This window comes from Galbibacter sp. L-19 (assembly GCF_056857615.1).
This window is the reverse complement of the sequence record NZ_JBSXNL010000041.1, coordinates 125,897-142,709: the sequence shown is the minus strand read 5'-3', so window position 1 is coordinate 142,709 and position 16,813 is coordinate 125,897. Positions and strand designations below refer to the sequence as shown.

Annotated in this window: 11 protein-coding genes; 9 read left to right on the top strand and 2 right to left on the bottom strand. The window is 33.0% G+C overall.

The window, feature by feature from the left end; genetic code table 11:
* Nucleotides 1-139: 139 nt before the first annotated feature.
* Complete coding sequence (locus AC13CQ_RS05250) at nt 140-4,558, bottom strand: translocation/assembly module TamB domain-containing protein (RefSeq protein WP_474506848.1); 4,419 nt, start codon at nt 4,556-4,558, stop codon at nt 140-142.
* 104 nt (nt 4,559-4,662) lie between these two features.
* Between AC13CQ_RS05250 and tsaD the strand changes: the two genes are divergently transcribed.
* Nucleotides 4,663-5,685, top strand: a complete 1,023-nt coding sequence (tsaD, locus tag AC13CQ_RS05245; RefSeq protein WP_008614034.1) for a tRNA (adenosine(37)-N6)-threonylcarbamoyltransferase complex transferase subunit TsaD — start codon at nt 4,663-4,665, stop codon at nt 5,683-5,685.
* 83 nt (nt 5,686-5,768) lie between these two features.
* Nucleotides 5,769-6,473: a 16S rRNA (uracil(1498)-N(3))-methyltransferase gene (locus AC13CQ_RS05240; protein WP_008614033.1), complete on the top strand. Its 705-nt coding sequence runs from the start codon at nt 5,769-5,771 to the stop codon at nt 6,471-6,473.
* Here AC13CQ_RS05240 and AC13CQ_RS05235 read toward each other — a convergent pair.
* Nucleotides 6,470-7,201, bottom strand: a complete 732-nt coding sequence (locus AC13CQ_RS05235; RefSeq protein ID WP_008614032.1) for a M15 family metallopeptidase — start codon at nt 7,199-7,201, stop codon at nt 6,470-6,472. The genes AC13CQ_RS05240 and AC13CQ_RS05235 overlap by 4 nt on opposite strands.
* Before the next feature lie 382 nt (nt 7,202-7,583).
* Between AC13CQ_RS05235 and AC13CQ_RS05230 the strand changes: the two genes are divergently transcribed.
* The 7 genes from AC13CQ_RS05230 (at nt 7,584) to AC13CQ_RS05200 (ending at nt 16,530) form a co-directional block, all read left to right on the top strand.
* Complete coding sequence (locus AC13CQ_RS05230; RefSeq protein WP_008614031.1) at nt 7,584-8,159, top strand: porin family protein; 576 nt, start codon at nt 7,584-7,586, stop codon at nt 8,157-8,159.
* A 225-nt stretch (nt 8,160-8,384) separates the two neighbouring features.
* Complete coding sequence (gene nirB / locus AC13CQ_RS05225) at nt 8,385-10,895, top strand: nitrite reductase large subunit NirB (protein WP_474506849.1); 2,511 nt, start codon at nt 8,385-8,387, stop codon at nt 10,893-10,895.
* 320 nt (nt 10,896-11,215) lie between these two features.
* Nucleotides 11,216-11,593, top strand: a complete 378-nt coding sequence (gene nirD / locus AC13CQ_RS05220) for a nitrite reductase small subunit NirD (protein ID WP_008614029.1) — start codon at nt 11,216-11,218, stop codon at nt 11,591-11,593.
* Between the two features lie 11 nt (nt 11,594-11,604).
* Nucleotides 11,605-12,189 (top strand): DUF4202 domain-containing protein, encoded by a 585-nt coding sequence (locus AC13CQ_RS05215; RefSeq protein WP_337899989.1) that lies wholly within the window; start codon nt 11,605-11,607, stop codon nt 12,187-12,189.
* A gap of 5 nt (nt 12,190-12,194) precedes the next feature.
* Entirely contained in the window at nt 12,195-14,006 is a 1,812-nt protein-coding gene (locus AC13CQ_RS05210; RefSeq protein WP_008614027.1) for a sensor histidine kinase, read from the top strand.
* Nucleotides 14,007-14,224: 218 nt separating this feature from the next.
* On the top strand, nt 14,225-14,881 hold the full coding sequence (locus tag AC13CQ_RS05205) for a response regulator transcription factor (protein WP_008614026.1): 657 nt from the start codon (nt 14,225-14,227) through the stop codon (nt 14,879-14,881).
* A 227-nt stretch (nt 14,882-15,108) separates the two neighbouring features.
* Nucleotides 15,109-16,530 (top strand): MFS transporter, encoded by a 1,422-nt coding sequence (locus AC13CQ_RS05200; protein WP_335588338.1) that lies wholly within the window; start codon nt 15,109-15,111, stop codon nt 16,528-16,530.
* Nucleotides 16,531-16,813: the final 283 nt, after the last annotated feature.

Below are 16,813 nucleotides of genomic sequence, written 5' to 3'. Positions count from 1 at the left end.
CTGATTTCCGATTTGATTAAAAAAGTACCTTTTAGAAAGGTAAAATGTTAAATTTTGGGACTATTAATAAGAAAGTAGAAATTTATAAAAATCAAATCTTACAAATTAAGGAAATCGCATTTTACATTTTAGACGAAAATCAAGAAGACTCCTTACGTTTTTTTATCTTGAAATTCACCAATCCATTCCCCATACTTTCCTCTTCCTCTTCTTCTTTTTTAGCTTCTTTTTTAGGCTGATTTTCTTTATCAGGATTGGCTTCAAAAATCTTCCTTAAAAGTTGTCTAAAAGTATCAAACTCTACTTGGTAAGAAATCCCAAACCCTTGTGTATACCCTTGCTGCTGTGCAAAGAATTGCTGAATTTGATCCTCGCGGTTAAATATTCGTGCAATTAAACTTCCTTCTTCATTTAAAAGTATTTGCACTTCCACATCTCCCGCAACAACTGTTTCTGTAACCCCTCCCACAGGAACTCCAATTTTACCATTAATTAAAATCCGTTCACTAATTTGTGTGGAAACGGTAACTCCTAATCGGTCTTCAGAAACAAAATCCAATTCTGGATTCTTTTCTCCAATGTCATAAGATACTCCAACATCAAATTTACCATCTCCAGAATTTAGTACTTGGTTAAATAAACTCGAAGCAGTTTGCACTAAGTTTCCGGTTACAGCGGTTTGATTAATACTTAATTCATTTAAAAATACCCCTTGAGATAGTAATGAAAAAGCTTGGAGCTCTCTTTTAGAGTTATCGTCTAAACGGTATTGTAATTCTGCATTTATAACAGCATTAGCCGACGGAAAATTAATTTCGTAATCCAAAGAAGGCTGCATTAATTGTCCTTGTAATTTTATAATAACATCGGTTTCTAATTTACGAGTAAGCAAACTGTTTTCCAAAAGAACAGCAGGATTTGCGTAAAGCGAATATTTGGCAGCAATATTCATATCTACATCATCTAGTGGATCTCCTTCCCAATTGATAGTTCCTCCTGGTTGTACTACAAAACGTTTGTTTATAAAACCTCCATATTTAAATAGATATTCTCCTGTATAGGTAATAAAATCTCCATACATTCTAAACTTTCCATTGGTATTAATTTCTATAAGTAAGTTTCCTGCGCCTGTACCTTTTAAAGTGCTTCGGGTTTTGGGATCTATAATTATTTCTACCTCGGCATCTGGAGTTACATCTAAATCAAACTGCATTTCTACACCTTTTACTTCTGCAAGTTTTTGACGTTCTGCTTCTTCTTTTGATTCATTTTTATCAATAAAATTAATAATTGAAGTATCTCCTATTTCAGTAATATCACTAACAGGAATTACAAAAGTTGTTCCTTTTTCTGTTCTTGCATTTACATCAATATTTATCATTTTATTGGTAAGCCCATAAATTTGAGCCTTCCCACTTATAAATCCTGTCCCATAATATAAGGATTCTTCTTGCATTTTTGTATTTAGCACCAAAAAGCGTTCGCCTTCAGTATCCAAATAAAGATCGAGATACCAGTCTTTAAAATGATCGTATGTTATAGATCCATTTAGTTTAGCTTGTGTTTTGTACTGGGTGTCTATAATTCCAATATCATCAAATTTAAATGAGCGTCCTTCTAAATTTACATCGGCTATCTTTTCAAAATCAAGATCTACATTTAGATAAGGAATTTTTAATCCGCCATCGGTTATTTGTAGGGCACCATTCATTTCTGGATTTTCTATGGCGCCAGTGAGTTTAAAATCTCCAGAAGCTAATCCACGCATATTAGAAATTACATCTCCTCCAAGCGGACTTAACGCTTTAAGGTTTAAACTTTCCAACCGTCCACTTAAATCTAGTTGTGTACTTTTTTCAGTAGAAATAATGTCTCCTAAAATATTTAACGACTCTCTATCCTGATTTACAATTTTGGCATTTACTGCAAACTGACTCAAATTATCGTTCCCAAGAATGGAGAGAAATAAGTTCCCTAACGGTAAATCGTTTACTTTAAAGTCAGAAATTTTAACATTAGATGAAGGTGTATAATTACTATTACGCTGAAGAATATTTAAGTAACCATCTACAATTCCATCTAGTTTTAAACTATCTACTTCTGGCATTATTTTATCCAAGGTAACCTTATCAAACTGAAGGTCGATATCTTTATAAGTACTATCTCTTAGAGTCCCCTCCAAACTAATTTGCTCGTCTTGGTAATTCATCACTACCCTACTTATATTTATGGTATCTAATGTCTTACTAAAACTTACTTTATTATCTGTATCGTTATCTTCATTTATAATCCAATCTCGTCCTTTAAACCCTAGCTGAGAGCGTTTTAAACCAATTACTGACTCCTGTTTATTATTAAAGGTATGATAAAAATTAAGATTGTAAATATCATTAAATTCTTTCCCTCCTTTAAACTCAGTTCTAAAAAATAGCGTGTCGTTAATTTTGGTATTTATTAAAGAAAAATCGGTAACATCATAAATATTAGATTCGATATTTTGAACTTCTACATAGGTATTATACAGCGGATTTTTATTATCTATTTGAATTTGAATATTATCAAATATATTTCCGTTGGCATTAATTTTAGGAGAATTAAAATTTAGTTTAAAGTCGCCTTCATCTGCAACAATACTTCCTTTTATAAATGTATTACTTCCAAACTCAATTTTTGGGAAAAATACTTCTATAATTTTGTTATAAATTTTAAAATTAAAATCTACATACTGCCCTTCGGCTACGGGTTCTGGCTTATAATTGGTATAAATACTTCCAATAGAATTCTTTACTAAATTCCCCAACTCCCTAACTCTATATTTACCTTTTAACGAGCCCGTTATAATATCTGGAGAATTTACAGTTATAATCCGTTCTTCTTCTTTAAACTCGGAGGTAACCGTAAAATCATCAAAATAATAACTATCATTTTGGTTGGTATAATTTGTTTTATAAAAACTTATTTCTCCTGCAAGATCATACAAGCTATTTCCAGACATATCTGCCACAATATTTCCTTTAAAAACCGAAATACTATCTCTAGAGACAAAATTTAATCGGTTTAAATCAATATTATTTACAGAAGCCACAAATTTAAATTCGTTGGTAGTTCCAGAGAGGTCTGCCAAACCTTTAAAAGCAACATCAAAGTTTTGATCCTTTGAGGTAACAGAACCATCAAACAATTGATCTTTTAAAATCCCAGAAACTTTAAGGTTTTTATATTCGTATCCGTTATAATTTACACTGAAGATTTCTCCTATTATTTCGGTATTAAGCGATTCTTGTTTGAATCCTTGTCCGTCTACATTTACATCTAAATTGGTTAACCCCAACGATTCATCTTCTAGGAAAATTCCCATATCAAAATCTTGTAAAGACAGTAATCCCTTATAAGATGCATTGTCTATATTGTCAATATTTGTAAGTGTTAAATCGGAATACCCTTTTCCTATATCTGAAATCAAATTTACTTTTGCATAAACCGATTGCTCTGTAATTCTCATACTTCCAAAAACGGAAAGTTGACCAAATTTACTAAAAGAAGAAGGTAAGGTTTTACCGAGAATTCCAGGTAATAAATTGGTAAGCTGATAATAATTTGAAGAAACATTATTAATATGAGCATCTATACTAAAAGGCTTTGCTTTTTCGAATAAATTATTAAATACAAAGTCGCCATCAATCAAGGTGTTTCCAGAAGTCATCTTTAAATTATTCATGGCTAACTTATTCAAAACCCCTTCAAAATCTGTTGATAATTCTACCTTTTTTCCGCTTCCAAATTCATCAAAATAAAGATTAATCTCATCCAAAGCTACAGTAGATTCTTCAAAGTTCCCTGTAAGATTTACTTCATTTAAAAAATCTTTAAAATCTTCAATTTTATAATCAAAAACAACATTTCCTTTAATATAAGATTCTGGAGTTTCTATAGATAAACTATCCAATCTCATTGCTGTTTTAGTATAAGAAAAATCTGTCTGCAAACGATTTACAACCACTCCCTTTTTTGTAGTAAAATCTAACTGGTCTACACCAACCGTAACTTTAGGTCCTAAAATTTGAAAAGAATCGGCTTCTATATGAAGGTTTTCTAGGCCAACAATAAGCGGATTTTCTTTATTTTCGTCCACCAACCTAAACTCACTTTTATTAACAGAAATATGAGACGAGGTCATCAAAAAAGGATTATTAGGGTCTCCTTCTCCACTATCCAACTTATCTACAAAAACGTTTAAATTGGTATTATCTTCTCCTTTATGAATTTTTAAATTCAATAATAATTCATCAGCTCGGATATCGCCAAATTCTAGATCGCCTTTAACCACATGGCGTAAACTAAGGATTGAGGTATTTAATTTATTTATATAAACTAAGGTATCCTTTTTATAATCTTCAATATAAACCCCTTTAATATTTACATCTCCAAAAAATGGCATAAACTGAACGCCATCAATATAAATACGGGTATTAAAAGTTTCATTTAAATAATTGGTAGCCCTTTTAGCAATAGAAGTTTGGACAAAAGGTAACGACAGAAAAATACTAGTCAATACCACTATTAGTATTAAAACAAGTAGTACCCTAAATAATATTTTCCTTAGTTTTTTGATAGATTTTAATGTTTTACCTTTGCTTATTAATTTCCAGTTTCAAAGATAGCATGAATACTCAAGATGTTTACATACTAGCGATAGAATCTTCTTGCGATGATACTTCGGCAGCTGTATTACACAACGATAAAGTGTTGAGCAATGTTGTTGCCAACCAAAAAATTCACGAAGAATATGGCGGCGTGGTTCCAGAGCTTGCCTCAAGGGCACATCAACAAAATATTGTTCCGGTGGTTCATCAAGCATTAAGCAAGGCAAATATCGATAAAAAACAGTTAGCTGCAATAGCTTTTACGCGTGGCCCTGGATTAATGGGATCTTTGCTTGTAGGAACTTCCTTTGCTAAGTCCTTGGCGCTAGGTTTAAACATTCCTCTCATAGAGGTTAACCATATGCAAGCGCATATTTTAGCACATTTTATTGACGAGCCTGATACTCCAAAACCTAGTTTTCCTTTTTTAGCAATGACTATTAGCGGCGGACATACCCAAATTGTTAAAGTTTATAACCACTTTGAAATGGAAGTTATTGGGGAAACTATAGATGATGCTGTTGGAGAAGCTTTTGACAAATCGGCTAAAATATTAGGACTCCCCTATCCAGGTGGTCCTTTAATTGATAAATATGCCCAATTAGGTAACCCAAAAGCATTTCCATTTCCTAAACCTAAAGTTGGCGAATTAAACTTTAGTTTTAGCGGCTTTAAAACAGCGGTTCTTTATTTTATTCAGAAAGAGGTAAAGGAAAATCCTAATTTTATTGAAGAAAATTTGTACGATATATGTGCTTCCATTCAATATACAATAATTGGAATTTTAATTGATAAACTGAAAAAAGCCTCCAAGCAAACAGGAATCAAACAAATAGCCATTGGCGGTGGCGTTTCTGCAAACTCTGGAATTAGAAAAGCTTTAAAAGAAGGAGAACAACGTTTTGGTTGGAAAACTTTTGTTCCTAAATTTGAATACACAACAGACAATGCTGGAATGATTGGAATTGTTGGATATTATAAATTTTTAAACCAAGATTTTACAAATCAAACAATTACAGCAAAAGCTAGATTTGCGCTCTAATCTTGATTTGATAAACTAACTTTTCAACTTTCAACGTCTTAACTTTTAAACTTTCAACTTTCAACATATTAACTCACATCTCTATGCAACTTTTTTACGCACCAGAATTAGAAAGCAACGCACAACAATTTACTTTCGACAAAGAAGAAAGTAGGCATATTAGTAAAGTGCTCCGTAAAAAAGAAGGAGATACCTTATATATTACCAATGGTAAAGGATGGCTTTTTGATGCTGAAATAATTAATGCTGACATAAAAAATTGCGTTGTAACTATTAAGGACGCCAATTTAAAATATAAAAAGAATTACTATTTACATATGGCGGTGGCTCCAACAAAAATGAACGACCGCTTTGAATGGTTTTTGGAGAAAGCTACAGAAATTGGTATTGATGAAATTACGCCTATAATTTGCGACCATTCCGAGCGAAAAACTATAAAAATAGAACGCTACGAAAAAATCCTACAAGCAGCTATGAAGCAATCTTTAAATTGCTACTTACCAAAACTAAACGATGCCATAAATTTTACTTCTTTTTTAGATGAAAAAAGAGAGGGTCAATTATTTATTGCACATTGCGAAGAGCAAGAGAAATACGATTTAAAACGAAAAATTATGGCAGACAATAAGGTTTTAATTCTTATTGGACCAGAAGGCGATTTTTCTTTAAATGAAATAAAAACAGCAGTAGATCATGGATTTACTCCTGTAAGTTTAAGCGACAATCGTTTACGTACAGAAACCGCTGCTATTGTAGCCTGCCACATAGTTTCCTTGATAAATTCTTAATTACAATCCCAAGTAAAATTAGCTACTTTATAGTTTAAAGTAGGCTTATAATTATAATGCCACCACTCTGAAGTTATAGCGCCAAAACCGAAAGATTCCATTGTAGTTTTTAATAATTTTCGGTTATCTAACACTTCTTTTGGCAAATCGGTATACGCATGTCTTGCCTTTCTTCCAAAGAAATCAAATGGAGTTCCCATCTCCAGTTCTTTGCCCTCTAAAGTAGTCAACGTAATATCTACAGCGCCTCCCTTATTATGTATAGAGCCTTTTGCCGGATTGGCAACATAAGTAGCATTTGGAACAATTTTCCACATTTTCTTCTGCACATCATGCGGACGGTAGCAATCAAAAAACTTAATCCGATACCCTTTTTCCATAAAAGCCTGATTTGCTTTTAGCAGCCCTCTAGCGGTTACAGCCCGAACATAACATTCTCCACAATCGTAAACTTGTGCTTTTAAAAAATTGTCTTCTGTAGCATACTTCATTTCATAGACAAAATCATCACTATAATCTGCTAATCTTACAAAAGTAGTATCAGAAATAGATGCCAGAGGAGTTATATTTTTTTCGGGTATTGTAGTAGCTTCTTCTTCTACTATTGTGTCTTCAGCTACTTCTACTCCAACTTCAGACGCATTCTCATTAGAAACTTGAGGAGTTTTTGACTTTTGTTTGCAGGATAATAAACCTATAAACATTACTACAACTAATATTTTTTTCATCTGTTACTGTTTATTTGTAAGTATTAGGGAATAAATATGGTTATTTTTTAGCTTCTCTAAATAATTTACCGTTATACCCCTCAAAAAGGTACAATTCCAATTTGTGAGTAAAGGTATAAAAAAGCTAAACATTAAAGTTTTCACAAAACTTAAAACTCATACAATAGAAAATAATATTTAACTAAAATTTTGTAAGACTCTATAGATAAACGGATAGCTAAATCCGTTGAAATACATACACACTTTAATAGTAAATAATCGTTGATAGTTTTAAGCTTTTCTTATAAAACACTTATAAAGTGGTTAACAATTTCGTTTAAATAAGCATCCTACATTTGAACCAGCAAACCAATTTTTAATTAATAATTAAAACTATTTAATCATGAAAAAACACATTTTAGTAATAGCAACTTTATTAGTAGGAACCATAGCAAGCGCACAATCTTGGTCTGATGAGGTCCAATTAGGTGCCCGCGGGGGTTTAAACTTTTCTAGTGTAGCTGGAGATGATATTGACAGTCCAGATAACAGAACCAGTTTTTATGCTGGTTTAGTTGCTGAAGCGCCATTAAGTGAGCGTTTTTCTGTTCAGCCAGAGGTTTTCTATTCAGGTCAAGGATTTGATTTGGATGATATCGATGCAGAATTCCAAGTAGATTATATTCAAGTTCCACTTTTGGCAAAAGTATATTTAGCTGAAGGATTTAACTTACATGCAGGTCCACAAGTAGGTTTTAAAGTGAATGAAGAATTAGATTTTCAACCAACGGAAGATGCTGGAGATTTTGATACCGACCAAATTAATGATATCGATTTTCAGTTAACCGGTGGTGCCGAATATAAATTTGAAAACGGCTTCTTTTTACAAGCCAGATACTCTTATGGATTATCTGAAGTTGTAGAAGATACAGACATTCACAACTCAGTATTTTCAGCTGGTTTAGGATTCATGTTCTAATAACCAAATTTTAAGTTCCCCTAGAACTTACCAATATCCGCACTCTTTATATTTTTAATTTGAGTGCGGATATTTTTATTTAAACCCTTCTATATTACACATCTAAAAATTTTAAATGCCGAAAATCTATGATTCTCTAAAAATTAAAGTCAAAACATGAATTAAGTAATCTACGTATTTAAAATTAAGTATTTTTACTTATATTTGATTCAAAATTACGTAGTCATGAAGAAAATCATAGTAATCGGAAATGGAATGGTTGGTTATAAGTTTTGCGAAAAACTAGTAAATAAAACCAATAGAAATGATTTTAAAATTGAAGTTTTTGGTGAGGAACCAAGACCTGCTTATGATAGAGTGCATCTAAGTGAGTATTTTGGAGAAAAATCTGCCAATGAACTTTTACTTGCTCCAACCAATTGGTATTTAGAAAACGACATTACACTTCATACTTCTTCATTAATTTCAAATATTGATACTCAGAAAAGAGAAATAACTACTTATAAAAATGAAACTTATACATATGATTATCTAGTTATAGCTACTGGTTCGTCTCCTTTTATCCCTCCAATTAAAGGCTCCGAAAAATCTGGGGTCTTTGTATACAGAACGTTAGAAGACTTAGACGCAATGAAAACCTATGCTTCTAAAATAAAAAAAGAAGGAAAAGCACAAGCCGCTGTACTTGGTGGCGGGTTATTAGGTTTGGAGGCCGCAAATGCAGCCAAAGAACTGGGCATGGAAACTCATGTTATTGAATTTGCTCCTAGGTTAATGCCTAGACAACTAGATTTACCTGCCAGTAATCTATTAAAAAGTAAAATAGAACAAATGGATATTAAAGTTCATTTGGAAAAAGCTACCTCAGAAATTATTGGAGAAAATGCTATTGAAGCAATGCAATTTAACGACAATACTTCTTTAAAAGTAGATATGTTAATTATCTCTGCGGGGATTCGCCCGAGAGACGAATTAGCTAGAGAAGCTGGAATAAAAGTTGGAGAACGTGGTGGAATTTGGGTAAATAATAAAATGCAAACATCAGCAGAAAATGTGTATGCCATTGGAGAAGTTGCGCTTTATAATGATGGTATTTATGGATTGGTAGCTCCTGGTTACGATATGGCAAATGTAGCTGTAGAGCAAATTACTGGTGGAGATACTACCATGGTTTCATCTATTGACATGTCCACTCAACTAAAATTAATTGGAACTGAGGTTGCTAGCTTTGGAGATCCTTTTATTGAAAATGATGATGTATCGGTTATCTCTTTTGAAAACAAACACAAAGGAGTTTACAAACGAATTAACGTAACTAAAGATGGTTCAAAACTCTTAGGAGGAATTCTAGTAGGGGATTCTTCAGATTATAATACTTTATTTCAGTTATATATAAATGAAATGAAACTTCCAGAAAATCCTGAAGACTTAATTTTAGGAGCTCGGGGAGGCGAAAGTTCTTCTGTAGGAAGTGTGATGGATTTTCCTGACACTGCACAGATTTGTTCTTGTGAGAGTGTTACTAAAGGGAGTATCTGCGGGATGATAAAAGACGAATCTTGTTGTTCTCTTTCTGATGTTGTAAAAGCAACAAAAGCTACAAGCGGTTGCGGTGGATGTAAACCAATGGTTGTTGATTTAGTAAACGAAACTTTAAAATCTTTAGGAAAAGAAGTAAAAGAAACCTTGTGTGAGCACTTTGCTTATAACCGACAAGAATTATATGATCTTATTAAAGTAAATAAGGTTAAGAATTACGACGAAGCTTTAGATTTATTTGGAAAAGGCGATGGTTGTGAAACTTGCAAACCTGCTTTAGCATCTTTATTTGCAAGCATTTATATGGAAACTGCAAATAAGCAAGTTACCATTCAAGATTCCAACGATAAATTTTTAGCGAATATTCAACGGAACGGAACCTACTCCATAGTTCCAAGAGTTGCTGGAGGAGAAATTTCACCTGAAAAATTAATGGTGTTAGGAAAAGTAGCTCAAAAGTATGACCTCTATACAAAAATAACAGGCGGACAACGCATTGACCTTTTTGGTGCGGAACTCCATGAATTACCTCTTATTTGGAAAGAATTAATAGATGCTGGGTTTGAAAGCGGACACGCATATGGAAAATCCTTAAGAACCGTAAAGAGCTGTGTTGGCTCTACATGGTGTAGATATGGAATGCATGAAAGTGTTTCTTTTGCTATTGAAATTGAAAACAGATACCGCGGATTACGCTCCCCTCACAAACTTAAAGGAGGCGTTTCTGGTTGCATTAGAGAGTGTGCAGAGGCAAGAGGAAAAGATTTTGGACTCATTGCTGTAGATGGTGGATGGAACTTATATGTATGTGGTAATGGTGGTGCAACCCCTAAACATGCAATTCTATTAGCAGAACAATTAGATGATGAAACTTGCGTAAAGTACCTTGATAGATTTTTAATGTATTACATAAGAACTGCCGCACCTCTTACACGCACTGCTCCATGGTTAGAAAAATTAGATGGAGGTATAGAATACCTAAAAAAAGTAATCATAGAAGACTCTTTAGGCATTGCTGAAGATTTAGAAAAAGAAATGCAAAGCCTTGTTAATAAGTACGAATGCGAATGGAAACAAGCTATTGAAGATCCAGAAATGATGAAAAGATTTAAGCATTTTGTCAACTCAGAAGATAGAGATAACAACATTGAATATGTAGCGCTTAGAGATCAAAAAATGCCTAAAGCTTGGATTTAATCTCATTGTAAGGGTTTACTTACTTTGGCATGGCTCAAATTAAAGAATATTCCAACTCATTATCTCTCGAGTGCTTGCACTGAGGTAATTTTTACAGTGGTCAGTTTATCAGTTGGTAGGAAGTTAGTTGTGAGAATCCTGCCAACTGCAAACTGAAAAATAGTTTATAACAATCAACTACCTCGGGGCAAGCCCACAAGGTAGTCAAAGGAAACAAATTTAATTTATTTCGACGCAGAGTCCTTCGGTAAACTCAGGACAGGCTCTGGAGAATAAAACCCTCTATGAGGGACTAATACTAATCTTACAATTTTTAAATTATGGAACAACTACTTCAACAATATCAATCGGTTACACAAAATAAAGTTATGCATTGGTTCAACGCTGGAAATATTAACGATTTCCCAGAAAATGGAGGCGCTTGTGTTAAATACAAAACAAAGCAAATTGCGGTATACAATTTCACCCGAAAATCGGCTTGGTATGCCTGTCAGAATTTATGTCCTCATAAAATGGAAATGGTACTTTCTCGAGGTATGGTGGGCGATTTAAGTGGGATTCCAAAAATTGCTTGTCCGCTACACAAAAAAACATTTTCCTTAGAAAATGGAGAAAATTTAAACGGGGAAGATTATAAAATTGCTACCTATCCTGTTAAAATTGAAAATGAAAATGTGTATATTGGCTTCACAGATTAAGAAAACAATATATGAGCCAGCCCAATTTTAAAGAAGCCATTGAAAAAATAGATCGTGCAAACGCTCAAGATCCGAATACAGAAACCTATCAAGGAAAAGAATACCCAAAAGAATTGTTGTACTCACAACGTATGACAGAAACCTTGCTTTCTTTTGAGCCTAATGCTAGTGAAGAATTACAAATTGCTGCCAGAGCTCAACATATAGAGCGTTGGAAAATAGACAGAAACTCTTACCCTATGGACCGAATTGGGTATTTAAAATGGAGAGAAGAACTCAAAAAAATGCATGCTGAAATTACTGCTGATATTTTAAATGAAGTTGGATACGATGACAGTTTTTCTGAAAGAGTTTCTTTTTTAATTAAGAAGAAATTACTTAAAAAAGATGAAGAAACTCAAACTTTAGAAGATGTAGTATGTTTAGTCTTTCTTCAGTATTATTTTGAAGATTTTGCCGACAAACATTCCGATGAAAAGATAATTGACATTCTACAAAAAACATGGGGAAAAATGTCGGATAAAGGTCATAAAGCAGCTCTAAAACTCCCCTTGAACAACAAGAGTTTATCGCTTATTAAACAAGCATTAGCTTAAAAACTATGAGCACAAAGGTCACTTCCTTAGACCAAAATACTTTTAACAAACTTAGAAAACTGTACATTATAGCCTTAAGTGCTATTGCGGTGTCTGTTATTCTAAGTCAGATTTTAGTACGTAAATATTTAAGGGACCAACAAGATGATGCTAAAATTATTAACATTGCTGGAAGGCAGCGAATGTTAAGTCAGAAACTTACCAAAGAAGTATTATTGTACACAAATGCAAACCTTACTACTAATAAAGGAGAGGTTTTAGACAATATCAAAAGTACGCTCCAATTGTGGGAATCCTCTCACCAATCTTTACAAAATGGGAATGATAGTTTACAAATAGAAGGTAATAATTCTGAAGCTATACAACTTATGTTTAAGGAGCTACAACCTTCTTTTACAAAAATCCAAACTTCTGTAAAAAACATACTTCAGGAGTCAAGTATTAATGCTTCAATTTTTAAAAAGCAAATTCAGCAAGAAACCGCTAATTTAAGAATTCAAGAACAACAGTTTTTAACTATTATGGATCGTATTGTAAATCAATATGATAAAGAGGCTACACTAAAAGTAGAAAAACTTCAGAAATTAGAATTCATTTTACTTATTGTAACCCTCGCCATTTTATTAGCCGAGTTTTTATTCATCTTTTGGCCAGCAGCAAAACGAACAAAACAAACAATTAAAAACCTATTAGTTTCCGAAGAAAAAGCAAAAGAAATGGCTTTTAATGCAGATGCCCTTAGTCAGGCAAAAGAAAAATCTGTAAATCAATTAAAAGCATTAAGTTTAGTTATGGAGCAAACATTATTATTTGCTCGTATCTCCTTAGACGGCTATTTAATTCATCTAGGAAATAAATTTTCCAGTCGGTTTAATTATAGAAGTTTTAGCAATACAACAAAGTTTTCTGAAGTAATTTCTACGGATAAAAAAGAACAAGAATATATCGAAACCCTCCTTGCAAACCATCAAAATACGGGCTGGCAGGGAGAAATAAAAGGAACTCTAGCCAATGGTGAAGCTATTTGGTTAGAAATGTCTATTATTCCTTATCATTCTGGCGAACAAAAAGATGAATTATTGCTTATTTGCTTTGATATTACGGAACGTAAAAAAGCGCAGCTTCAAATAGAACGTCTCACTAAAGAGCGTTTCGAAGCTAAAATTGATCAACAAAAAACACTTTCAGCAAAAATAATTGAAAACCAAGAACAAGAACAAAATCGGATTGCCAAAGATATCCATGACGGAATTGGACAAATGCTAACTGGATTAAAATTTAATATTGAAAGTATTGACGTTAAAAACACAGAGAGAACCGCTGAAAAAATTGAGCATTTAAAGGAGCTAACAACTAATATTATTAAAGGAGTTAGAACAGCTACTTTTAATTTAACACCACCAGAATTAACCGACCATGGTATAGTTCCAGCACTTACAAAGCTCTCTCAAGAATTAGCAAAGTTTACGGGCAAGAATATTGTATTGTTTAATAAAACTGAGTTTAACGATCGGTTGGATTCTCTTACAGAAATTAACATATACAGAATTACGCAGGAGGCTGTTAATAATGCCATTAAATATGCCGAATCTACTCATATAATTATTACAATTTCTCATAGTAAAGAGTTACTTAGCATTACTATTGATGATAACGGTAGAGGGTTTGATACTAATAAATTAAAACCAAGAGAAAATGGCGAGGGTGGTATGGGGCTCACCTTTATGAAAGAGCGTATTAACTACATCAACGGACGATTATTTATGAGCTCTAACCCTGGAGAAGGAACACGAGTAACCATGAATGTGCCTATTTAGAAATAAGGGATTTGTTATAATTGACGAAAAAATTTACTAGCCACCAATTTACAAATACATCTATATTATTTTTTTAATCCTACCATGAACCCCTACAGGAAAAGGGAAAATTTATATCCGTGAATCTGTGGCTAAAATTTATGAGCTCAATAAAAGCATTACTTAGTAGGTTAAGTATTTTTCCGTATTTTCGTACTTAGAATACGACTAACGCAACTATGGAACATATTAATATTATTCTTGCAGACGACCATGTTCTTGTAAGAGATGGAATCAAATCTTTATTGGAAGACGATAAATCAATACATGTAATTGATGAAGCTTCTAATGGCAAAGAAGCATTGGAAATTATTGCGAAAAATAAACCTGATTTATTAGTTGTAGATATTAGAATGCCAGAAATGAATGGTATAGAAGTTGTAAAACGACTCAAAAAATCAAACCCCGAAGTAAAAGCCTTGGTACTTTCTATGCACGATTCTGAAGAATACGTAGTACAATCCATACAATCTGGAGCAGACGGTTATTTATTAAAAGGTTCTAGTAAAGAAGAATTCTTAAAAGCTTTACATACCGTTGCGGAAGGTGGGAAATATTTTTCTGGTGATGTTTCTTCTATAATCATCAATAATTTTGTTGATGGAAAACCTAAAAAAGTTACTGATACTTCTGTTGAAAACGACTTTAATCTTACCAAAAGAGAAAAACAAATTCTGAAACACGTACTTAAAGGATTAAGTAACAAAGAAATTGCCGAAGAATTAAAAATTAGTAAACGGACAGCAGAAGTACACCGCTTCAACTTGATGAAGAAATTAGAAGTGAAAAATCAGATGGAGCTTGCTAACAAAGCAAATACTTATAACCTACTATAACCTCTCCCTCATAAGGAATTCAACTTAAAAACTACGTATTTACAACAAAACCTTCATCTACATCTTTCTTGGTTTTTTAAATATTATTCAATTTAAAACCAAGGAATTAAATAGTTTTTATTTAATTCCTTTAAAATTCAATATTTCATAATTCCGCTCAAATACTTACTTATTATTTTAATTATTACGTATTAATACTTAATTTTATAAAAGAAAATTTAAGTTTTATGAAGACAACAGTAACAACCAAAGCAACCAAGTTAAATTTAACAAATTTAAAGAGCATTCCAATTAGAACATTTTGGATCTCATCAATTGCCTTTTTCATGTGTTTCTTCGCATGGTTTGGTATTGTTCCCTTTATGCCCGATGTGGTAAAAGAATTAGGATTAACTCCAGACCAAAAATGGAATGCAGTGATATTAGCGGTAACAGGAACTGTATTTGCACGCTTACTTATTGGAAAGTTGTGTGATAAATACGGCCCACGTTTATGCTATACATGGCTATTAATAATTGGGTCTATTCCAGTAATATTAAGTGGTTTAGCACAAACTCCTATGCAATTTTTAATTTGTAGGTTTTTAATAGGTTTTATAGGAGCTTCTTTTGTAATTACTCAAGTACACACCTCTTTAATGTTTGCTTCCAATATTGTAGGAACTGCAAATGCAACTTCTGCAGGATGGGGAAATCTTGGTGGTGGTGCAAACCGATTAGGAATGCCTTTAATTGCGGCGGCAGTAATAAGTTTTGGAGTAGCAGAAACCGACGCCTGGAGGTATGCTATGATTATTGCTGGAACCATTTGTTTTTTGATGGGAATTGTATACTTCTTTTTCACTCAAGATACTCCTGAAGGAAATATAAAAGCGCTTAAAGAAAAAGGTAAGAAAATACCGAATGGAAAAAAAGACGAAGTAGGGTTTCTTGAAGCCATTAAAGATTATAGAGTTTGGATTTTATTTATTGTATATGCCGCGTGTTTTGGTATTGAACTTACAGTGTATGGTACTATGGACGACTATTTACAAAACACCTTTCAATTAGAAAGAATTACAGCAGGTAACATTGTTTTATCATTTGCTTTGATGAATATTTTTGCTAGAACTCTTGGGGGATTCTTTGGAGATAAATTTGGAAAAACAAAAGGCTTACGTGGTCGCGTACTCTTTTTGGTAGCCATATTAGCTATAGAAGGCGTTATGCTAACCGTATTTTCTACCATGACGAGCTTGATTGCAGGAATCGTATTCTTAGTTGCCTTTAGCTTGTCTGTACAAATGGCAGAAGGAGCAACATTTTCGGTAGTTCCATTTATAAATAAAAAAGCTATTGGTTCTATTTCTGGAATTGTAGGAGCTGGAGGAAATGTAGGAGCTTTTTTAGCGGCTATTCTCTTAAAATCTAAATCGGCTATTGCAGAAAAAATTGCAATTGAAGATCATCAAGGTATGGGAGAGGCTGTTATAAAAGCAGCACAATCAGAAGCAGCAGCTTCTGCAGTATCTAGTGGTTATTTAATGATTGGAATGTTAGTTGTAGCTACTGGAATTTGTGCGCTAGCAATTAGATTTTCCGCTCAAGATGAAAAAATTGCCCAAAAGGAATTACATCAAACATCTAGAGAGTTTGCAACTGTCAATTAAATCAACTACCTCGGGGCAAACCTACGAGGTATTCAAAGAAAAATAATTTAATCCATTTCGACGTAGAACACTTCGAAATACTCATAACAGGCTCTAGGGAATAAACCCTCAATGAGAGGTTCAAAACAAAACCGAGATGCATTTGTTGTAAGAAGCAACAAGAAAAATCTACGCCAGCGCCGTAGCATTAAAGTCTCTCTGAGTAAGTAAATGGATAAACTTTATGGGGTTAAATTCTGAATATAAAAATCTAAACGCCACTAAATTACTACATCCGTAATAA

Excerpts from the sequence above, each read along its gene's own strand:
- tsaD (WP_008614034.1), top strand. The coding sequence starts at position 4,663 with ATGAATACTCAAGATGTTTACATACTAGCGATAGAATCTTCTTGCGAT.
- AC13CQ_RS05240 (WP_008614033.1), top strand. The coding sequence starts at position 5,769 with ATGCAACTTTTTTACGCACCAGAATTAGAAAGCAACGCACAACAATTT.
- AC13CQ_RS05235 (WP_008614032.1), bottom strand. The coding sequence starts at position 7,201 with ATGAAAAAAATATTAGTTGTAGTAATGTTTATAGGTTTATTATCCTGC.
- AC13CQ_RS05230 (WP_008614031.1), top strand. The coding sequence starts at position 7,584 with ATGAAAAAACACATTTTAGTAATAGCAACTTTATTAGTAGGAACCATA.
- nirB (WP_474506849.1), top strand. The coding sequence starts at position 8,385 with ATGAAGAAAATCATAGTAATCGGAAATGGAATGGTTGGTTATAAGTTT.
- nirD (WP_008614029.1), top strand. The coding sequence starts at position 11,216 with ATGGAACAACTACTTCAACAATATCAATCGGTTACACAAAATAAAGTT.
- AC13CQ_RS05215 (WP_337899989.1), top strand. The coding sequence starts at position 11,605 with ATGAGCCAGCCCAATTTTAAAGAAGCCATTGAAAAAATAGATCGTGCA.
- AC13CQ_RS05210 (WP_008614027.1), top strand. The coding sequence starts at position 12,195 with ATGAGCACAAAGGTCACTTCCTTAGACCAAAATACTTTTAACAAACTT.
- AC13CQ_RS05205 (WP_008614026.1), top strand. The coding sequence starts at position 14,225 with ATGGAACATATTAATATTATTCTTGCAGACGACCATGTTCTTGTAAGA.
- AC13CQ_RS05200 (WP_335588338.1), top strand. The coding sequence starts at position 15,109 with ATGAAGACAACAGTAACAACCAAAGCAACCAAGTTAAATTTAACAAAT.